Raw genomic sequence first — 21,152 nt, 5'->3', positions numbered from 1 at the left:
GGATCACCACTGGATGCCGGCACCGACGGCCACACCGGCCTCGCCACGGCTGTTGGTGGAGCCGCTGAACTTGTAGATCCAGCGCCCTCCCTCGGAGACACCGGAGATACCGACCGCCACGCCCGACTCGCCGTTGTAGCTGCCGGCAGCGACCGAGGCCATGCTGCGGCCCGCTTCGCTGGGCTGCGGCAGGGCTGCGGTGGCCATCGCCGAAGCGATACCGGCCGAGGCGCGGTTGTCGGTCTTGCGCAGGTCGCGCTCGAAGCCCCCCATGCGCTCGTCGGTGTAGGCCTTCGACCAGTCCAGGGTCTGCGCCATGCCCGACTTCAGCTGGTCCACGTTGACTGCGTCGGTACCGGCGGTGCCGGCGGCGACGTTGCGCACCGTGGTCGGGCCGCTGTTGGTGCTGCCCAGCGTGACACTGTTGTAGTTGGTCGCACCGTTCACCGTGGTGTCGTAGCGGATCGTGCCCTGCTGCGAGGCCTGCAGCTGGCGCACGTTGACCGCATCGGTGGCCTGCGAACCGTCAGCCACGTTGACGACCTGGCGTTCGGCGCCGCTGGCACCGACCGAGACCGTGTTGGCCCGGTTCGCCACCGAACCCGCCCCCAGCGCCACCGAGTTGTCGGCCTGCGCCTGCGAACCATTGCCCAGCGCGGTCGAGTTGGCACCGGCGGCGGTGGAGCCTGCACCACCGGCGGCCGAGTTGGCACCGCTGGCGGACGGATCGGCCAGGTTGTTGGTGTTGTTGGCGCGGAAGCTGCCGGCCACGTTGGTGATGTTCTGGATCTTCTGGTCGGTGTACTTCTTCGACTCATCGATGGCGTAGTTCACACCATTCTTCAGCTGGCCGACATTGGTTGCGTCGTAGGTGTCGGAGCCATCGGCAACGTGGGTGATCTTGCGCTCGCTGCCGGTGCTGCCGACCGAGACCTCACCGGCCGAGTTGCTGGCGCCGGTCTGGCCGTAGGCACCGGTGTAGCCGCTCTGCGCACCAACGCTGGCCACCGAACCGGCACCCAGGGCGACGCTGTTGCCTGCACTGGCGCTGGCACCGTTGCCGACCGCCACGCTGTTGGCACCGGCCGCACTGGCCTGCGGGCCGACAGCCACCGCTTCCGCGCCGGCAGCCGTTGCAGCCGCTGCGGTCGAGTTCACCGCCAGGTAGGCGCTGCCACCGCCGCCGTTGGTGATGCGCTGGTTGAGGACCTTCAGCGAGCCGTCCACCGCAGTGAAGGCGGCGGTGACGTTGTTGTAGTCGCCGCTGGTAAACGTGCCGTCGGTGGCGATGCTGGAGATGCTGAACTTCGGCGCGGTCCACACATTGGTGGTGCCGTTGTACGCGGTGGTGCCACCGAAGTAGTTGGCGATGGTGCTGTTGGTGTTGAACAGCTGGTCGCCGGTGATGGCATCGCTGCTGCCGGCCAGGATGCTGCCGGCGGCGACGTTGGTGATCTTCACCGCGCCGGTGCCGGTGCCCGTCAGCGTCACGCTGTTGAGCACGTTGCCGCTGCCGTCGACGTCGTACTTCACGGCCAGCTTGTCGATCTCGCCGGTCTGGTCGGCGACGTTGGCCAGCGAGTTGCTGACGGCATCGAAGGCGGTACCGACGTCGTTGTAGCTGCCCTTGGTGACGGTGCCGTTGGCGGCGACGTTGTTGATCGCGTAGGTCGGTGCGGTCAGCACACCGCTGGCATTGACCGCTGCACCACCTCCGAGGTGGGTGGCAACGGCCTGGTTGGCGGCAAACAGCTGGGCACCGTTGATGGCCTCGCTGCTGGTGGCACTGACCTGGCCCGGGCCGAGGTTGCGCAGCGTGGTGGCGGTGCCAGCCTGGCCCAGCGTGGCGCTGGCATAGTTGACGCTGCCGTCGCCGTTGAGGTCATAGCGCAGGGCGCCCTGCTCCGAGGCCTGCAGCTGGCCCAGGTTGACTGCATCGGTCGCTGCGGTACCGGCCGCCATGTTGGTGACCTGACGCTCGGCACCGGCGGCACCGATGGACACGCTGTTGGCACGATCGGCCAGGCTGCCGGCACCGACCGCGATGCTGTTGGCGGCGGTTGCGCGGGCGTTGGTGCCGACTGCGATCGAGTCGGCACCGCTGGCCAGGGCCTCGGTACCGGTCGAGTTCACCCGCAGGTACTTGGTGCCACCGTTACGGATGTCGGTGATCTGCGTGTTGAGGTTGACCAGCGAGCCATCGACCGCGGCGAAGGCATCGGTAGCGTTCTCATACAGGCCCTTGGCGATGGCGCCGCCGGTGGAGATGGTGCTGATCTCGAACAGGGGCGCAGTGAACGCGCCACTGGCAGGATCGAAGGCTGCGCGGCCGCCGAAGAAGCTGGCGATGGCAGCATTGGTCGCCGCCAGCTGGCCACCATTGACCGCTTCCAGGCTGCCGGCCGTGACCGCACCGCCAGCCAGGTTACCGATGGTGGTGGTGCCGGTGCCCGCGCCGAGCGTGACACGGCGATAGTTCGGGTTGCCGGCACCGTCCAGGTCATAGGTCACCGCAGCGGCCGCCACATCATCGATCAGGCTGATGGCCCCCTTCAGCTGGGCCACGTTGACCGCATCGGTATTGACACTACCCGCCGCGACGTTGGTGATCTGGCGCTCACCGCCACCGGCGGTACCCACCGACACTTCACCGGCAGAGACCTGCGGCGCAGTGAGGCCATAGGCGCTGTAGCTGGCCTGGGCACCGCGCAGCGCGGCCGAGCGGTAGCCCAGTGCGACCGAATTGGCCTGGTTCGAGGTGGCCTCGGCACCGAGCAGGGTCTGCCCGTTGGCAGTACCCACCGCGCTGTCACCGACGATCACCGAGTGGCCCATGCGTGCGGCGTAGTCCGCGGTCGGCACGCCGGTCGGGTTGCTCGGGTCATTGGTGCCTGCACCCGGGAAGGCCACGTTGGCATCAACCTTCGGCAGTTCGTGCCGCGCATTGGCACCGATCACCACTTCCTTCGAGCCGTTGGCGAAGGCGCCGTCGCCCATCAGCACCTGGTAGTCCTGCGCGGCGTTGACGGCCCAGCAGGAGATGTCGGCCAGGGCGATGTCCAGGCACTTGGCGGCCCAGGCCGGCGAATCCTTCGGCAGCAACAGGCCCAGCAGGCCGCCCGGATTGCCGTTGTTGATGTTGTAGATGTAGCTGTCGGAGGTGACGCCACCGATCAGGGTCAGGTGCGAGCTGCCGCCGGTGACAGCGCCGCCGAGGCCATTGAGGGTGCTGCCGACCGGCGACAGGTTGACCACCGGCAGTCCCAGCACATTGACCGTCGAGTAGGTCTGCATCACGTTGGCGTTGCTGAGCTTGAGGTTGCCGTTGCTCAGGTAGCCGTTGCCGCCGAACAGGCTGGTGGTGGTCGGGCCGATCAGCTGCCCGACATTACCGACCAGGCCGCCGGTGCCGATGATCAGGCCAGCGTTCGGGTCGGCCGGAGCCGGCGCCTTCGGGCTGGTCGGCGGGATCGCCGAGGGCTTGGTCAGGCCGAGGCCGCCGAGCGTGCCACCGACCAGGCCGCCTACGGCACTGCCGAGATTGCCGATGGTGCCGTTGAGGTTGCCATTGAGCAGGTTACCGACGGCGCCGCCGACATTGCCGAGTGTATCGCCCAGCAGGCCACCCAGGCCGCCGGTGCTGCCACCTGTTGCGCCGTTGAGTACACCGCTGACGGTGCTGCCTACTGCACCCACCGTATTGTTGAGCGTGCCGCCCACGGCACCGCCAACCGAACCGACCGTGCCGTTGAGTGCACCACCCACGGTGCCGCCGACTGCGCCAACCGTGCCAACCGCACCGTTGAGCGCGCCGCCGACGGTGCTGCCGACCGAAGCGACCGTCCCGTTGAGTGCACTACCCACGGTGCCGCCAACTGCACCGACCGTGCCAACCGCACCGTTGAGCGCACCACCGACGGTGCTGCCGACCGAACCGACCGTCCCGTTGAGTGCACCACCCACGGTGCCGCCAACTGCACCGACCGTGCCAACCGCACCGTTGAGCGCACCACCCACCGCGCTACCGACAGTTCCAACGGTGCCGTTGAGCGCACCGCCTACGGCTCCGCCAACCGTGCCAACGGCACCATTGAGCGTGCTGCCCACTGCGCCGCCTACCGTTCCAACCGTGCCGTGCAAGGCGCCGCCGACCGCATCAACCGTGTTGCCTACGGTGCCATCAAGCACGCCGCCCACGGCGCCACCTGCTGCGCCGACAACGCCGCCCACCAGGCCACCGACGCCCAGCGCGCTGTTCTGCGCTGCCACGGTGGCTTGGCCGGCCAGCTTCAGATTGCGGTCGGCCACGACCTCCTGGCCATCCGGCGCCTGCACGCGCACTTTGCCGGCAACACCGGTATCGAAGGCCGCGGTGATCGCACGATCATGAGTCTCGCCCGGCAGCTCCTCCTTGGCCGGCAGCGTGACCGCCGCCGTCGCCTTGACCTGCCCCTGGCCGTCGATCTGGTGGCCCGCCAGCTTCAGCTGCGAATCCACCTTGCCGTCAACGGACGCCTTGAGGCCGGACAGCGAGCCAGCCGGTGCGCCAGCAACAGCGGCGGCCGCCTTGGCACCGGTATCGATCGAGGCCACCTGGGTACCGGCGATGCCAACGCCGGCCTTCGCCTGGGCATCCGCAGCCACACCGAGCGGCGCATGCGCGGACGGCGCAACGTTGGCCGCCAGCGATGCATCAATCTTCGCCACATGGGACGCTGCATGACCCAGCCCGACATTGGCGCGGACATCGGCAGCCAGCGCAGGAACCGCGACCTGCTTCGGCGCGGCGTTCGCCGCCAGCTTCACCTGCACGGTGGCCGGCAGCACGTCGCGTACGATCGGCAGCGAGTTCGTACTCAGCTGCAGGCCGACACGCGCGTCAGCGCTGATCGCCGGACTGCTCTGCGCCTGGCGCGATGCGGCGGCCAGCGCCACTTCCGCGTCGACCTTGGCCGGCATCGGCTGCGCGTACTTCGCGGCCAGTGCCTGCAGGTCACGTAGAGACTGATTGGATTCGGACGCGCCTGCATGCCCGCTGGCCAGCGCGCACAGCAGGGCCAGGGCCAGTGCGGTCGGCATCAGCATTGCACTGCGCGGATCGCGGGCGGCGCTGCCGCCGCTGTCGCCGGTGGCCAGTTCCGAGGCCACAACCAGAGCATTGAGCTGGCGGTTCCATACACGCCGGTAGATGCGGTTCATGAGCATTTCCCCCGTAGGCGAACAACTGGAATGTCAGTGGACTTGCCGTTAGGCAGGTGACTGACATTTCAGCGTTTGCAACGGCGGCTGCGCACTTCATTCCGGCACGGCAATCGCGCATTCCGGCAAATCCACGGTCGGAATCGGCAGCCGGTTATGCAGAAGCGGCAACCATATCGGCAAGCGGATATGCAATTCCGGCAGGAACTGCCGGGAAACCCTTACGGGGCTTGAATCAAGCTGGCTGGCCGATCTGCGCGGGAGCGCGCATCAGCGTGTCACGCGGCAGTTCACCGAAGACCTTGCGGTAGTTGTCGGCGAAGCGCGACAGGTCCCACAGGCCACAGCTGAGGGCGATGGCCTTGACCGAACGGCGGCTGGAATCAGCCATCGACAGGCTGCGGCAGGCCGCGCACAGGCGCAGCATCGACAGATAACGATTGGGCGACGTGCCGAACAGGTCCTCGAACGCGTAGCGCAGGCCACGCTCGCTGACACCGGCAGCATCGCAGATCTCGTTCATGTAGATATTGCGGCGCAGGTTGAGGCGCATGAAGTTTTCCGCCCGCTGTGCGATCAGATAATGCGTGCGCCGCGCACGGCTGCAACCCGGGCGATCGGCGGAACCCGCGCCCAGCAGTGCCTGCACATGTTCGTGCAACAGCCGCTCGGTTTCTTCAGGCTGCAGCCCCGTGCCCTGGCCCAGCTGCAGGTGCAGCTGCTGGTAGTGCTGTGCCAGCGGGGCGGCCTCGCTGGCGAGATTGAACAGCGAAAGTGCCTGTCCGGCCGGCGGTGTACTGCGCAGGCTCAGTTCGGTCAGCTTGCGCTGCACCCGCGCCACCGGCACCAGCATCAGGGTCATGTGCGTGCCCGGGCTCAGGGTGAACTCGCTGATACCCTCCGGCATCACGGTCAACGCCATTCCAGGTACGAGCGGTACACCGTGGCACCAGCTCAGGGTTTCATCGGTCGCGTGCAGATACCCCAGCATCGCCCAGTCCGGCGGCAGCATGAATCGTCCACGGCAATGGAATCCACAGCTGATGCTGCAGAACAACGCCTCCTCGTGCACGCGTGAAGCGAAGGCCGCCCGCGGCCCATTGCCATCGAGCAGTAGCAGTTCGACATCACATACACGAAGCACGCCGCTCAGCGTCGCCAGGTCGATCGACCGCAGGCCGCTGTCGTCGCTGTCTCCTACCCCACCATCGACCATGACAGTGTCGTCCCCCGATTATCCGTCGTGCGATACGGCCCCCACTGCCTGACAGGGCGCGCACCTCTCATGGAATCTCTTCCATCGCCGGGATGCGCGCCAGCAAAGTGCGCACCCCAAAAGAAACGCGAGTACTTGAATACGAGTATGCCCGATAATTCAACGGGGTAAACATCTGCACCGCATTGAATAAGATGGATACAGACGTGAAAACAAAGTCGTGGTGTTTGGCACAGTTTTCGCATGCAACTGAAAAACCCGCCTCACATTATCTGCACGTCGATGAATCGTTTTGCGAACGAACGGATTTCCGTCACAGAACCCGCGTGAAAAATTAAGGACCGAAGGGATTCTGCCGAATTTGCATATAGGTTCCGGTTGCAGCCGGCCGCCATTCAGGCAAAGTCGATGACACGGTGATCCGGTCTTTGATAATGACCACACCCAGGGGGACAGCATGACCATGCACGTATCGCTCGACACTTCGACCAACGGCTCCGCGCCGTGCGGTCGCGGTTGCGCGAACGGCGTCCCGCCTGGAATCGATCACCCTGCTTGAGCATGGCGGGTCCATCCCGCCGTGCCTCCTCCGCCAGGACGTGCGGAGGTCCACGGACGATCCCGGCGGAGCCGGGCCACCGCCCAACAGGTGTCCTGTAGCAGACAGGTAAAGGGAGACAAACGTCATGAATGCATCGATCCGCAAGTTCCTGAAGGAAGAAGATGGCGTTACCGCACTCGAGTACGGCCTGCTGGCGGCTGTGATTGCGGGTGTCCTGATCGCACTGGGCAGCACGCAGATCAAGGAGTTCTTCGAAACGCTCTTTGAGAATCTCACCAAGCTTGCCGACAAGGCGTCAGGCAACCCACCGGCCTGAGCCGCTCCCAGGCTGATCAGGGACAGCAACTGCTGACCGTCCACTGACGGACAATGGAGGGTGCGATGACACTGCTGGGATTGCTGGCCATCGGTGTGTGCCTGCGGATCGCGATCAGCGATCTGTACGCCCGTCGGGTGCCCAACGCCTGGCTGCTGTCCGCATGCGCGATCACCGTTGTCGTGCTCATCGCCGGACAGTTCAACGCGCCGCGCCTGCCGTGGGCTTCCCACATTGCCGGCGCGGCGCTCGGCCTGGTCGCATTGCTGCCTTTCCATGCAGTGCGCTGGATGGGCGCCGGCGATGTCAAATTCTTTTCGGTACTGGGATTGATGCTGGGCTGGCAGGCACTGCTGCCGATCTGGATCGCGGCCAGCCTGGCAGCGGGCGCACATGCCGCACTGGTGCTGGTATCACGCCGGTTGGGTCCAGCACTGCCCATCGGCCTTCAAGCCCATATGCATCGGGCGAGTTCGCAATGGCATTCGCACCCGGCGCTACGCGGAATGCAGAGCGCCCGCCAGGGACGCCAAGGCATTCCCTACGCCGCCTACCTGGCGGTATCCGCCATCGCCTGGATCCTCATCAGCACGTACGGAGGTGTGGCATGAACATCCAGAACCCACGCCGGCAACGCGGCGTGGCCAGCATCGAGTTCGCACTGATGCTGATGCTGGGCCTGCTGCCACTGCTGTTGTTCACGTTCTCCGGCGTGATGATCATGGCGGCCCAGCAGACCCTGGCAACCGCCTCGGCCGAGGGTGCGCGCGCATCGCTGCGCTATGGCAGCGCCAACGAACGCCGTACTGCAGCCTGTGTTGCGGCGCGCAGTTCGATGCAGTGGCTGCTGAACTTCTCGGGTCAGCCGGTCGACTGCAGCAATGGCGGAAGCAACGCCATTCTGGTTTCGGCGCAGGCCCCCTGCGCCGGACTGGCCAGCGCCCAGTGCATGACCGTGACAGTCAGCTACGACTACGCAAGCCACCCCTTCCTGCCCGGCACCGCCACGCTCTACAAGTGGGTGATGCGGGCTCCCATCCGCAGCGTCGCGGTCGCTCAGCTCGACCTCGGCAGCGGCAACTGACGTTCGGTACAGGAGACGGTTCCATGCTCAAGTTGACCCGCATTGCTGCCGTCGCCCTGATCGGGCTGGCCGTGCTGCTGGCGGTGATCGCCTTGATGATCGGGCGCAAGCAGGCCGCGCCGGCCACGGTTGCCCCGGTCGCGCGGAGCGATGCCCAGGCGATCACCGTGGTGGAGGCGGTGGCACGCCTGCCGGCCGGCGAACCGATCTCTGCCAACGGATTGCGTCTGGCACAGCGCAGCGCCCCGGTTGCCGGTGCCGCCACCAGCATTTCCGCCGTGGTAGGAAAGGTACCGGTGCAGGACATCGCCGAAGGCACGGCGATCAGCAGCAATGCACTCGCGCAGGGATTCTCGCTGCAGCTGCGCCCCGGGGAACGCGCACTCGCGGTCCCGGTGGACGAGCTGGTGGGTGCCGGCAACCGCATCCTTCCGGGTGATTTCGTCGACGTGTTCCTCAACCTGCGCACTGCCCAATCCAGCGCCAGCGGCCCGGCCGATGCAGCACAGACGCGCCTGCTGTTGTCACGCCTGCGCGTGCTCAGCTATGGCCAGCAGGACATCGCCCCGGCCAACCATGACGCTGTTGCCAGCACTGAAGCCGATGCCCGCAACGATCCGCGCGCCGCTGACATCACCGGAAGCAGCAGCACCCAGAGCACGGGCAGCGAGACTGCCCAGCCCGCACGCAGCGCGGTACTGGCGGTACCGGTGGCCGACGCCAACCGGCTGCTGCTGGGTGCACAGCAGGGCAAGCTGTTCCTGGCCCTGCGCAACCCTGCCGATTCCGGCCAGCCCGATCTGGCGCTGTTCCCGCAGGCACGCGGGGTGATCGATCCGCTGCGGGGGCTTGATGCGGAGCAGCAGCTTGCGCTGCAACGGCCAGAGAATCACGCCTTCGCCGGCATCGACGGCGATGCGTTGGCCGGGCGCAGCAACACACCGGCGCGCAGCGCCCAGGATGCCCCGGCACGCGCACCCGCACCGCGGCGCAGTGCCCCGCGCGCATCGGGTATCGAAATCATCCGAGGCGACAGCTCCGCCCCCCGTGGTTCCCTTTGACCTGCATCGAGCGCATCCATGACCGAACGTCGCCGCAGTCCACGCCCTTCCCCCCGCCAGCGCTGGCTGGCCCTGCTGCTGGTGCTGCTGGCACCGGCGACGAGCGTGGCCGCCGACGACCTGGTGCTGCAGGCGCGTGAGCAGCGTCCCTGGACCCTGCCGGGCGATCTGGAGCGGGTCGCCATTGCCGATCCGGGCGTGGCCGATATCGTGATGCTGCGCGGCCAGCGCCAGGCATTGCTGGTCGGCAAGGCGCCGGGCACTACCACGCTCCTGCTCTGGCACCGAAAGCAGGCCGAACCACAGCGCCTGCAGGTGCGGGTACAAAGCGCGGTGCAGGGTGCGGCCGACACCGGCGCGAACGGGCTGGTATTCACCCAGCAGGACAATCAGGGCCTGCTGCAGGGAAGCACCGACAGCGTGCTCTCGCACATGCAGGAACAGAAGACCGCCGCCATGGCGCTGGGCAAGGAGGGGCTGCTTGCCGATGCGTCGACGGTCAGCAGCGGCGGCGTGGTCCAGGTCGAGGTCAAGGTGGTCGAGTTCAACAAGACCGCACTGAAGCAGATCGGCATCAGCTTCCAGAACCGCAATGGCAACTTCGCCTACGGCTTCGCCCGCCCGGGCGGCCAGTTGCCGGGCAACACCGGCATCCTGCCCGGCATGAAGGAAGGCAACTCCGGCAACGAAGCCGAATCGCCCATTTCTTCGGCCTTCCGCCTGGTGTTCGGCTCGACCAAGGGCCTGTGGAATGCCGACGTCGACCTGCTGCAGAGCAATGGCATGGCGCGCGTGCTGGCCGAGCCGACACTGGTCGCGCTGTCCGGGCAGAGCGCCAGTTTCCTGGCCGGCGGCGAGCTGCCGATCCTGGAACCGCAGGGGCTGGGCACCACGACGATCACCTACAAGCCCTTCGGCATCGGCCTGACCGTGACACCGACGGTACTGGCGCCGAACCGCATCGCCCTGAAAGTCGCACCGGAAGCCAGTGACCTGGACTACAGCAACGCCATCGCGCTCAACGGCGTGCAGATTCCCTCGATCACCACCCGCCGTGCCGACACCACGGTCGAGCTGGGCGATGGCGAGAGCTTCGTGATCGGTGGCCTGGTCAGTTCCAACGTGGTGTCCAGCGTCGGCAAGATCCCGCTGCTGGGTGACCTGCCGATCATCGGCTCGTTCTTCCGCAACTTCGACTACAAGCGCCAGGACAAGGAACTGGTGATCATCGTCACGCCACGCTTGGTGAAGCCGCTGGCACGCAACACCGACCTGCCACTGCCCGGCGACCGCGAAGCCAAGCCGCACATGCCCGAATGGGGCGCCTGGCTGCTGGGTCCGATCAGCCAGGACCCGGTGCCCGGCTTCTCACGCTGATTCCATGATGCCTGCGATACCACGCCCATGCCCTATGCCACTGCCCAGCCGCTGCATCCGCAAGGACCGCCGATGAACCTGGTCCTGTATGGAATGGATCGCGAACTGCTGCCCCGGCTGGCGGCCAAACTGCCGCCGACCACTACCCTGCACTGGCAGGACAGCAGTACGCCGACCTCCGCCCAGGATCTGCAACGTGGGCCGCAGAGCCTTGTGCTGCTCGATTTCCGCCCCGAGCATGCGGCCGCCTCCAGCGTGCTGGCGCAGCAACTGCAACAGACAGAGCCGGATCTGGCATTGGTTGCCGTCGGTGCCACCAGCGCCGGCCAGGTGGAAGGCGTCGTCATCGCATTGCGGGCGGGCCTGCGTGATGTGCTGGATCTGGACAGCGACAACGTCGGCATCGAGGCCGCGCTGCGCCGCGCCCTGTCGCCACGACCGGCTGCCGCCGCGCAGCACGCGCACAAGGCGCGCCTGATCGTGCTGCTGGGCGTGCGCGCCGGGGTCGGCACCAGTACGCTGGCCGCACATCTCTCGGTGCTGGCACAGCAGACCCGTGCGCTGGCACAGGGCGAGGCACTGCATCAGGACGGCCTGCTGATGGAGCTGGCCCAGCCTTCGGGTGACCTCGCGCTGTACCTCAACCTGGACAGCCGCTTCCATTACGAAGACGCGCTGCGCAACGCCAGCCGCATCGATGCCACCCTCGCCCGCACGGCCATGGCCCGTCACGATTCCGGGCTGGTGCTGCTGGACCGCGCCAGCGGCAGCGATGCGGTACCGCCGTCCGATCCGGGTGCGTTGCTGCAGCGCCTGCGCACCGTGTTCGCCAGCGTGCTGTGTGATGCCGGTGGCTGCCCGCTGCGTCAGCTGCCGCCGCTGCTGCTGGACCAGGCCGACGAGATCTGGCTGGTCACCGATGCCTCCATCGCCACACTGGTGTCGCTCGACCAGGCACTGAAGCATCTTGCCGGGCAGCGCGAACGCGAGAAGCGCCTGCAGCTGGTGATCAATCGCCACGATGACAGCAGCGGCATGAGCCCGGAGCAGATCGCGCGCCGCTTCGAGGTGCCCCTGCTGGCGACGCTTCCCGAACGACCGCGCGTGCGCCTGGCTGCCAGCCAGGGCCACCTGCTGCTGCAGGATGCACCGCGCGACCCCTACCTGCGTGCCCTCGCTCCGCTGGTTTCGCGCCTGGATCCGGCTGCTTGCCCGGTCCAGGCGCAGGGCCTGCGGGAAAGACTCTCCCTTGCCCTGGGTGGATCGCAATGGAAGACAAGGTAACCCCGTTCCCGCATGCCGTTGCCCGGCCGGTGCTGCCCGAAAGCTCGCCGGGCCACCAGCCGTTCGCGCAGACCGAGCAGTACCAGAAGGTGCTCTCGGCCGCGCATGAGCACCTGCTCAACAGCATCGAGGACGAGCGCATCGACATCGATTCCTGGGCCCCCGACACCATCGCCCGTTGGGTGCAGGTGCAGACGGTGGGCTTCATCCAGGAGTGGCGCATCCCGATCAACGAAGAGGAAATGCAGGTGGTGGCCAACGGCCTGGTCAAGGAGCTGACCGGCTTTGGCCCGCTGGACGACCTGCTGCACGACGCGTCCATCGAAGACATCCTGATCAACGGTTTCAAGGATGTGCACGTGTCCCAGGGCGGCCAGCTCAAGCGGGCCACCCAGCGCTTCACCGACGATACGCATCTGCTGCGCATCCTGCGCCGCATCCTCGCCCCGCTTGGGCGCCGGCTGGATGACTCCAATCCGATGGTCGATGCGCGCCTGCCCAACGGCGGCCGTCTCAACGCGATCATCTCGCCACTGGCGGTGGATGGACCGATGGTGTCCATCCGCAAGTTCCGCAAGGACCCGTTCACCCCCGATGAACTGCTGGCCAAGGGCACCTTCGATGCGCCGATGCAGGCCTTGCTGAAGGCGATGGTGCTGGGCCGCTGCAACATCCTGGTATCCGGCGGCACCAGCTCCGGCAAGACCTCGCTGCTGAACGCCCTGGCCAGCTACGTCCCCGCGAACGAGCGCGTGATCACCGTCGAGGACACCGCCGAGCTCTCGCTCAACCACCCGCATGTGGTCCGCCTGGAAAGCCGTATCGGTGGCGCCGAAGGCCACGGTGCGGTCAGCATCCGCGATCTGGTCCGCAACAGCCTGCGCATGCGCCCCGACCGCATCGTGGTGGGCGAGGTGCGCGGCGCCGAGGTCCTGGAAATGCTGCAGGCAATGAACACCGGCCACGACGGCTCGATGGCCACCATCCACGCCAACTCACCGCGCGACTGCCTGTACCGGATCGAGATGCTGGCCGGCTTTGCCGGCTTCCAGGGCAGCGAGGACAGCCTGCGCCGGCAGATCGCCAGTGCCATCGACTTCATCGTGCAGATCTCGCGCCTGGGCAGCGGGCGCCGCGTGCTGGTATCGATCACCGAGATCACCGGTGTGAGCGACAACCTGATCACCACCCAGGAAATGTTCCGCCACGAGCTGCAGATCGACGGCAACGGCAAAGAGATCGATCGCTGGGTCGGGCTGGGCTTCCATCCGCACTCACACAAGCTGGAACCGTTCCGCCAAGAACTGCGCGAATCGCTCTACGGAGACTTCTGAGCATGGGAACCGGCGCGCTGCTGGGCATGTTGAGCATCATCGCGGTGCTGCTGGCGCTGGCAGCCTGGCTGTGGGGCACGGCCAGCAGCCGTGAACAACGCCAGGTTTCAATGCGGCACGCCGAGCAGCAGCTTTCGCGCGGAAGCGCCACGGGCGGAGCACCCGCCGGGCCATCCGTCACCGCTGCCAACGATCCGGCGCGGCCCGCCAGCACCGGGCGTCGCGTGCTGCCGCTGGATGGCCTGCTGCAGCGCGCAGGGCTGCAGACCGGCTGGAAAATTCCCATCATGCTGCTGGTACCGGGGCTGGTACTGTCGGTGGTGGCGATGCTGCGGCTGGGCACCGCATGGATGTTTCCGCTGACCCTGCTGCTGTACCTGCTTGGCTGCTGGCTGTGGGTGATGCGGCGGACCACGAAGCTGCGTGCGCAACTGCTGCATCAGCTGCCGGACTTCCTCGACAACCTGGTGCGGCTGACGGCACTGGGCAACAGCCTGCAGGCCGCGTTCCAGGTTGCTTCGATGCAGACCAGCGCGCCGTTGCGCGGGCTGCTGGACACTACGGTGCGCTTTGCGCGCAGTGGCATGGAGCTGGACCGTGCACTCGCACAGGCCTCGCATCCCTATCGCATGGATGTGTTGAAGGTGTTGTCGGTGGTGATCGGTGTCAGCGTGCGCATCGGCGGGCGCTCCGACCAGATCCTGCAGCGCATGGGCGATTTCATGCGCGATCTGGAACAGGCCCAGCAGGAGCTTGCGGCAACGACCTCGGAGACGCGCATGTCAGCCTGGGTGCTGGGCCTGCTGCCACCGGCCTGCGCGGTGCTGATGGCGATCGCCAGCCCGGACTTCTTCCAGCCGGTGCTGCACGATCCGCTTGGCCACAAGATCCTGCTGCTTGCACTGGGCATGGAGCTTGTCGGTGGCTTCCTGCTGTATCGCCTGGCCAAATCGCTATGAACCACCCCCGCCCCGCCGGAGACGACCGATGAGCGCCAGCGCCTGGTTCGCCCTCTCCCTGCTCGTACTGGCTGCAGGTATCGCCCTGCTGGGTATCGGCGGCTGGGTACGCAGCCATCGTGAGCAGCGTACAACGGCCACGTTGAAGACCGCCCTGCAGCCGCGCGAGGCGTCCCGTGACCCCGAACCTGCACGGCACGATTCGCTGGGCTGGCTCGAACGCTTCGGCCGTGCCCTCAGCGGCGGCCGCCTGGAAGCGGCATTGCTGGCCAATGAAGACCGGCTGCTGTTGGATCTGGCCGGGTGGAACACCCGCCGCGGTACGGCCATCTACCTCGGCCTGCGCCTGCTGCTGGCCGTGCTGGTGCTGGCACTGGTGCTGACATTCAGCAGCGTCACCGGGCTGGCCAGGATCATGGTGATCATCGGCGCATTGGCCGCTGGCCTGCTGCTGCCCAAGTTCATTCTCTCCTCCTGGGTGAAGCGCCGTCGGCGCGCGGTCGACAACGAGCTGCCGCTGCTGATCGACCTGCTGCGCCTGCTGCAGGGCGTGGGCTTCAGCATGGACCAGAGCCTGCAGACGCTCGGCGACAAGCTGCGCGATGCATTGCCGGTCCTCGGCGGCGAGCTGCAGGAGGCCAACGTCGCCTATACCCATGGCCGCACGCGCGCGCAGTCGCTGCGCCGGCTGAGCGAGGTCTATGCAGACGATGACCTGACCAGCCTGATGCAGCTGATCCTGCAGGTGCACGCCCATGGTGGCGCGGTGCAGGAGCCGCTGCGGCAGTTCAGCATCCGCCTGCGCGAACAGCGTCGCAACACGCTGAAGGAAAAGGTCGGCAAGCTCTCGGTGAAGATGACCGTGGTGATGATGCTGACCCTGCTGCCAGCGCTGATGCTGGTCCTTGCCGGCCCGGCGCTGGTCGCGCTGGCCACTACCATGTCCAAGATGGGGTCCCCCTGATGCCTGCCCTGCGCACTTCCTGCCTGATTGTTGCCCTGGCCGCCGTTGCCGGCGCCAGCGGCTGTGCATCGACCACACCGAAGTACCTGCGCGCGCCCAGCCTGGCCGCGCCCGAACCGGCGCCGCAGGACAGCCGCAATGCCTACCTGGAGCTGATCGAACGCATGCAGCAGCAAGGCGCATGGTATGCCTCGCTCGCCCACGTCGACGCCTTCCGTCAGCGCTACGGCGATCCTCCGGCATTGCGTCTGCTGCAGGCCGACGCGCTGCGCGAGACCGGCCAGGCCGATGCTGCGATCGCCCTGTACCGCGATCTTTCCAGTGGTCCCCAGGCTGCCGCGGCCGCACATGGCCTGGGCCTGATTGCCGCGCGCCGCGACGACGACGCCGGCAGTGAGCAGGCACTGGCGCGGGCGACCGAACTGCAGCCATTGAATACAAGCTATCTCGGCGACCTCGGCTATGCGCGGCTGCGCGCCGGGCAGTTCGAGCGCGCGCGCGAACCCCTGGCCAAGGCGCTGGAGCTGTCGCCGGGCAATGCCAAGGCCACTGCCAACCTCGCGCTGTGGGCGGTGCTGCGTGGCGACACCACCACCGCCGAACGCCTCGCCCAGCAGGCCAACCTCAACGACGAGACCCGGCTCAGCATCCAGCAGCAGGCGGCGCAGATCCGTGCCCGCCTGCAGCAACGCCAGGCCGCATCGGCCGCTGCCGCAGCCGTGCCGGCCACTGCGCGTGCTCTCGCCAGAGATGCCGTCGGCAACCCGCCCGCCGCCACGCGACTGGCGGCGGAACCACGCCGCGACAGCCGCGACGAACGCGATCCGCAGCGCCTGCCGCCCTCGATGCTGGAACGCTTCAGCACCTCCGACCACCCGAACGGGAACACACCATGACCGCGACGCCCCTGACCCGACGCCTGCTGCCCGTTCTGATCTGCCTGTTACCGGCCACTGCCGTGCAGGCGCAGCAACAGCCGCTGACCGGTCAGATGCTTGGCGGCAGCACGCCGGCTGTGCCGACGCCGCAGCCGCTGCAGTCCGAGTCACTGGCCACCGTGGACCTGATGGCCCCGCCAGCACCGGTGCCGCAGGCGGCGCCCGCAGCAGTGGCCATCACCGATGGCAATGCTGCAGCCGCGCGACCCGGCCGCAGCCAGATCGGCGATACCACGCGCAACCTGTTCCGCCTGCAGGCATCGGGGCAACAGGCCGGGCAGCACCTGCCGATCCTCGGCGACCAGGCGACGCTGAGCTACGCCCGCTACATGAAGAGCTTCGAACACGAGATCCCGGACTTCTTTGAAACCGATGTCGCCAAGTCCAAGGGATCATCCTCATCCGGACGCTGAGGTAGGCCATGAAACGCCCACGCCAGTTCAGTTTCAGCCGCCCACGGGGCGGCATGTCGATCACCATGATGCTGGTCATGCTGGCGTTGCTGGCGATGCTGGGCCTGATCGAGATCGGTTACCTGTTCTGGGCCAAGCGCGATGCGCAGAAAGTCGCTGATCTGGCCGCACTGGCGGGAGCGCAACGGCTGGAGCTGTGCACCTCGGACAACAGCGACAACAGTGCTGCGCGGCAGAGCGCACTCACCCAGAACAGGTTCGCTGGGAGCCTGGAAATCCGTTGCGGAAACTGGAACGTGACCCGGGCCACCGAGGGTCACTTCAGCCCGGCCGTCGATGCTGCGAATCAACGCAACGCCGTTCGTGTCATCACCCGCCGCGCGGTGCTTCCCTTCTTCGGGCAGAACAGCAGCCTGCCGACCGTGACCGCCCAGGCCGTGGCGCGCCGTGCAGAGCCCACGGCGGTTTTCAGTGTCGGCTCGCAACTGCTCCGCATCAACGGCAACACGCCACTGGGAAATGTCCTGAAACTGGTGGGTGCCGACCTCGACAAGACCACCCTGCTCGGCTACGACGGCCTTGCACAGGCGCATATCACCCCGAACGGACTGCTGCAGGCACTGGGCATTCCGATTGACGTCAACATGGGCGTGGCCGAGCTCAACAATCTGCTGGCGGGCCGCAAGGTCAAGCTGGGCAAGATCCTTCAGGCGACCGTTGACCTGCTCACCCAGCAGGGCGTTGCCCACGTGGACCTGAGTGCGCTGGAGAATGCCCTGGTCGTGCAGGGCATCGACCTCAAGCAGCTGGAGGTGAAACTCGGCTCCGATGACAGCGGCGGCGGCTTGTTCGCACGCGTGGTCGCGCCGGATGGAACGATTTCCAGCGCGCTGCAGGCCGATGTCAATGTGCTGGACCTCATAGGGACCAGCATCAGCATAGCCAATGGCGGCCGCGCGGTCTCGGTCAATGACCTCAACCTGTTGGGCCTGGTCAATGCGAAAGCCGCCGTGGTGGAGCCGCCGTCGATCGCCATCGGAGGCATTGGCTCGCGCGCCTACAACGCGCAGATCCGCGTCTTCCTCGACATCGACACCAACAACATCCCCGTTGCAGGCGGCGTACTTTCACTGCTGGGCATCCGCCTGAAGCTGCCGGTCCATGCAGACGTGACCAATGCAATGGCGACCCTGACCAGCCTGCAATGTGGCAGCACGCCTCCCACGGCGACGATCAAGGTCGAGTCCTCCGTGCTGCGCGCCTGCGTCGGCAAGGTGGCCGACAGCGAGCGGTTTTCCAAGCAGAATGTCTGTGGCGACACCCTGCAGAAGGAACAGATGCTGACACTGCTCGGCGCCCCGTTGATAAATGACAGCATCAAGGTCAATACGCTGACCGACACGCAAAGCCTCACCCTCCCCGCCGGCGCGACCGGTTCAACCCAGGTCAACTCCCTGGAGGTGGGCACCGCCGTGTCCGAGCTGGTCAGCGAACTGCTGCGCGTACTGTCCGGGGTGCTCGATCCGCGCGACGATGGCATGAGCCAGGGCTCGACCGCAGCGCAGTTGGCCGATCGCTACCTGAAAGCAGCCAACGTTGGTCGCAAGCGATACGATGTCGACGCAACCATCAAGCTGCTGGAATTCGGAGACAGTACGCAGGGATTGAAACCACTGGGAAACTGGGACATCACCAAGGGGGTACCGACCAGCTGTGTGCTGGTGACCTGCATGGTCGACGGCAAGGTCTGGCAAGGATTCCGCAACGCAGTGACCGGGGTTGGCTCGGGGCTCCTCGATGGCGTCCTGGGAGCGCTTGTGGGTGGGCTGCTGGTCAAGCAGTGCAACAGCCTGATCGGCGCCCTGGATGACACCACCTACAACAATTGCATGAAGTACAACCTGACTTCCTACCTGCAGACCGCCGATGCCGGGTTCCTGGACCAGTTCGCCGGCGACGGCGTCACCGCCCCCGGCAATGGCCCGGTCAGTTGTTCGGGCCTGCTGTGCTTCCTGCTGAAGCCCGCCCTGGACGTCCTGAAGCCGCTGCTCAACAGTGTCGGCTCGCTGCTGCGCTCGCTGCTGGCCCAGGTACTGGGCCTGGAACTGGGCCGTACGGATGTGCATGTCCAGTCCATCCAGTGCACGCCCGCACAACTGGTCTACTGACCCGTGACGGGCGCCCTTGGCGGCGCCCGCGCACATGCTAGACTCCCGGCGGGGAACCACCTTCATCTCAACCCACACTCATCCGTGGATGGTCTAGACATGCGAGAAACTTCAGGGGGCGCGGTCTTCGCCCGGCACGCGCGCGGCGCGGCACTGCTGGCCGTGACCATGATGCTGGTGGCACCGGCGGCGATGGCTGCCCGTAGCGACCGCGAAGCAGCCGCAGAGCCGGCCGCACGTACCGCACCGGTGGTGCGCAACACCGTTGACGAGCTCAAGCAGCTGATGGATGCCCGCCAGCTGACCGAGCTGCGCACCACCTACAACGGCAATTACGGCGCCAGCCTGCTGTTCAATGCCAACACCCTGACCTACTACGTCGCCCTGTTCCAGGAGAAGAATTTCTGGCGGGTGATCAAGACCGATGCCGTCGACAACGCCGAGCGTGTCTACCGCACCTTCGCGCAGCAGTCCGAGCAGCTGGCCCAGGTCTACATCGACACCACCCGCCTGGAGGCCGGCAAGCGCTATACCGAGCGCCTGGTGGCCTACAACGAGGAACGCCTGCGCGCCCTGCAGCAGGAAATGGAACAGCAGCAGGCACAGTCGGCCCAGGTCAGCGCCGCCCTTCAGCAGGCCCAGCAGCAGGCGGTCAGCCTGAGCAGCGACGTGCAGAGCACCAACAGCCAGTTGGATTCCCTGCAGCGCCGCATCCAGATCCTGCAGGCGGAACAGGGCAACCCGGAGCTGAGCCTGCCCAAGCCGGACAGCGTGCCCTCGCCGGCACCGGCGGCTGCCAGCGACGGTCGCTGAGGTCCAGCACCTCGCATCCTGTCCAACGGCGCCTGCGGGCGCCGTTGTCGTTTCCGGCACCATTTCGTTTCAGCGGCACGCCTCATGCACGGCATCGTCCAGTTGCCGGCGCTGCACGAAGTCCATGCGCTTGCCATTGGCCAGCACCTTTGCGCGTTGCTGCCGCGCGTGCTCACAGGCGGCAGGATCCGCGCTGATCGATATCAGTGCGGCCCGCGCACGCGCCTGCGGTACCACACGCGGACGGCTTGAGGCTGGGCTCGCCGCCTTGGCCACGGTTGCACCCGTTGAGGCCGGCTCCGCCGGCACCTCCCAGCGCCATTCCGCATGCCCCTGGCACGGCGTCTGCTGGTAGACCGGATGCGGCCCGTCCACGCATTTGTAGACGTTGGTCTGAGCGTGCGCGCCCGCGGCCAGCAGCAGGCACAACAGTGGACTCCAACACGCATTCAACATCGCAGGCTCCTCAGCAGGGCTATCGCCATCCTCAATGCCGGAACGGCTTCGTGCCAGAGCGATATGCGTCACATCCGGTGTAATCCAGCACAGCCGTGCAAGTCGCCGGCCTGGCGCTGCGCTGTACTGCCGGAGGCACCGGCACAACTGCCAGTGCCTTCCCTCCCTTCCGCCAAGGAAACCGCAATGAGCAACTTCGTCACCGTCGCCGACGGCGCCCGCATCTTCTACAAGGATTGGGGTACCGGCCAGCCGATCGTGTTCGCCCACGGCTGGCCGCTGTCGTCCGATGCCTGGGACCCGCAGATGCTGTTCATGGGCCAGAACGGCTTCCGCGTGATCGCTCACGACCGTCGCAGCCACGGCCGCTCCAGCCAGACCTGGGACGGCAACAACATGGACACCTACGCCGATGACCTGGCCGCAGTGATCGAAGCACTGGACCTGAAGGATGCGATCCTGGTCGGCCATTCCACCGGTGGCGGCGAAGTGGCCCACTACATCGGCCGCCACGGCAGCAAGCGCGTGGCCAAGGTGGTGCTGGTCGGCGCGGTGCCGCCGCTGATGCTGAAGACCGAAGCCAACCCGGCCGGCACCCCGTTGGAAGTCTTCGACGGCATCCGCAAAGGCACCGGCGGTGACCGCTCGCAGTTCTTCAAGGACCTGACCACGCCGTTCTTCGGCGCCAACCGCGACGGCAACACCGTTACCCAGGGCATGCGTGATGCGTTCTGGCTGCAGGGCATGCTCGGTGGCGTCAAGGGTCAGTACGACTGCGTGCACGAGTTCTCGGAAGTGGACTACACCGAGGACCTGAAGAAGATCGATGTGCCGGCGCTGGTCGTGCACGGTGATGACGACCAGATCGTGCCGTTCGATGCCTCGGCCAAGCTGTCCTCGCAGATCATCAAGGACGCCGAGTTGAAGGTGTACCCCGGTGCGCCGCACGGCCTGACCGTTACCCACGCCGACCAGTTCAACGCCGACCTGCTGGCGTTCGCACGCAAA

The 21,152-nt window shown here is 66.6% G+C and carries 17 protein-coding genes; 14 read left to right on the top strand and 3 right to left on the bottom strand.

Annotated features, from left to right (window positions below; all coding sequences use genetic code 11):
- Positions 1-3: 3 nt before the first annotated feature.
- Both N5D45_RS19820 and N5D45_RS19815 read right to left on the bottom strand, forming a co-directional pair.
- On the bottom strand, positions 4-5,199 hold the full coding sequence (locus tag N5D45_RS19820; RefSeq protein WP_228354603.1) for a YadA-like family protein: 5,196 nt from the start codon (positions 5,197-5,199) through the stop codon (positions 4-6).
- Between the two features lie 235 nt (positions 5,200-5,434).
- The gene (locus N5D45_RS19815) at positions 5,435-6,415 is read right to left on the bottom strand and encodes a helix-turn-helix domain-containing protein (protein WP_010485148.1); all 981 of its coding nucleotides are present in this window, start codon (positions 6,413-6,415) and stop codon (positions 5,435-5,437) included.
- Between the two features lie 686 nt (positions 6,416-7,101).
- On the opposite strand from N5D45_RS19815, the gene N5D45_RS19810 reads away from it, so the two are divergent.
- The 13 genes from N5D45_RS19810 (at position 7,102) to N5D45_RS19750 (ending at position 19,688) form a co-directional block, all read left to right on the top strand.
- Positions 7,102-7,293, top strand: coding sequence for a Flp family type IVb pilin (locus tag N5D45_RS19810; RefSeq protein WP_057503793.1), 192 nt, complete (start codon positions 7,102-7,104; stop codon positions 7,291-7,293).
- Positions 7,294-7,358: 65 nt separating this feature from the next.
- Positions 7,359-7,904, top strand: a complete 546-nt coding sequence (locus N5D45_RS19805) for an A24 family peptidase (RefSeq protein WP_019337869.1) — start codon at positions 7,359-7,361, stop codon at positions 7,902-7,904.
- Complete coding sequence (locus N5D45_RS19800; RefSeq protein ID WP_010485140.1) at positions 7,901-8,377, top strand: TadE/TadG family type IV pilus assembly protein; 477 nt, start codon at positions 7,901-7,903, stop codon at positions 8,375-8,377. The genes N5D45_RS19805 and N5D45_RS19800 overlap by 4 nt, the downstream gene beginning before the upstream one ends.
- Positions 8,378-8,400: 23 nt before the next feature.
- The gene (gene cpaB / locus N5D45_RS19795) at positions 8,401-9,438 is read left to right on the top strand and encodes a Flp pilus assembly protein CpaB (RefSeq protein WP_043402488.1); all 1,038 of its coding nucleotides are present in this window, start codon (positions 8,401-8,403) and stop codon (positions 9,436-9,438) included.
- Between the two features lie 18 nt (positions 9,439-9,456).
- Positions 9,457-10,815 carry a type II and III secretion system protein family protein gene (locus N5D45_RS19790; protein ID WP_010485136.1) on the top strand — a complete coding sequence of 453 codons (1,359 nt, stop codon included), beginning with the start codon at positions 9,457-9,459 and terminating at the stop codon, positions 10,813-10,815.
- 27 nt (positions 10,816-10,842) lie between these two features.
- A complete protein-coding gene (locus tag N5D45_RS19785; RefSeq protein WP_049455076.1) occupies positions 10,843-12,099 on the top strand; it encodes a fimbrial protein in 1,257 nt (418 codons plus the stop codon).
- A complete protein-coding gene (locus tag N5D45_RS19780; protein WP_109815104.1) occupies positions 12,084-13,433 on the top strand; it encodes a CpaF family protein in 1,350 nt (449 codons plus the stop codon). The genes N5D45_RS19785 and N5D45_RS19780 overlap by 16 nt, the downstream gene beginning before the upstream one ends.
- A gap of 2 nt (positions 13,434-13,435) precedes the next feature.
- A complete protein-coding gene (locus tag N5D45_RS19775) occupies positions 13,436-14,392 on the top strand; it encodes a type II secretion system F family protein (RefSeq protein WP_049410331.1) in 957 nt (318 codons plus the stop codon).
- A gap of 28 nt (positions 14,393-14,420) precedes the next feature.
- Positions 14,421-15,356 (top strand): type II secretion system F family protein, encoded by a 936-nt coding sequence (locus tag N5D45_RS19770; RefSeq protein WP_010485128.1) that lies wholly within the window; start codon positions 14,421-14,423, stop codon positions 15,354-15,356.
- Entirely contained in the window at positions 15,356-16,252 is an 897-nt protein-coding gene (locus N5D45_RS19765) for a hypothetical protein (RefSeq protein WP_010485125.1), read from the top strand. Before N5D45_RS19770 ends, N5D45_RS19765 begins: the two co-directional genes overlap by 1 nt.
- Positions 16,249-16,707, top strand: coding sequence for a DUF3613 domain-containing protein (locus N5D45_RS19760; protein WP_053443197.1), 459 nt, complete (start codon positions 16,249-16,251; stop codon positions 16,705-16,707). The genes N5D45_RS19765 and N5D45_RS19760 overlap by 4 nt, the downstream gene beginning before the upstream one ends.
- Before the next feature lie 8 nt (positions 16,708-16,715).
- On the top strand, positions 16,716-18,875 hold the full coding sequence (locus N5D45_RS19755) for a TadG family pilus assembly protein (protein ID WP_279939494.1): 2,160 nt from the start codon (positions 16,716-16,718) through the stop codon (positions 18,873-18,875).
- Between the two features lie 99 nt (positions 18,876-18,974).
- A complete protein-coding gene (locus tag N5D45_RS19750; protein ID WP_053443198.1) occupies positions 18,975-19,688 on the top strand; it encodes a DUF2968 domain-containing protein in 714 nt (237 codons plus the stop codon).
- 69 nt (positions 19,689-19,757) lie between these two features.
- Here N5D45_RS19750 and N5D45_RS19745 read toward each other — a convergent pair whose 3' ends face one another.
- Positions 19,758-20,144, bottom strand: coding sequence for a hypothetical protein (locus N5D45_RS19745; protein ID WP_057503791.1), 387 nt, complete (start codon positions 20,142-20,144; stop codon positions 19,758-19,760).
- A gap of 186 nt (positions 20,145-20,330) precedes the next feature.
- Here N5D45_RS19745 and N5D45_RS19740 point away from each other — a divergent pair.
- A partial coding sequence (locus tag N5D45_RS19740; RefSeq protein ID WP_279939493.1) for an alpha/beta hydrolase occupies positions 20,331-21,152 on the top strand: 822 nt, incomplete at its 3' end.

The sequence above is a fragment of the Stenotrophomonas sp. GD03819 genome (assembly GCF_029841665.1).
Classification (GTDB): Bacteria; Pseudomonadota; Gammaproteobacteria; order Xanthomonadales; family Xanthomonadaceae; genus Stenotrophomonas; species Stenotrophomonas geniculata.
This window is presented reverse-complemented; position numbering and strand designations above follow the sequence as displayed.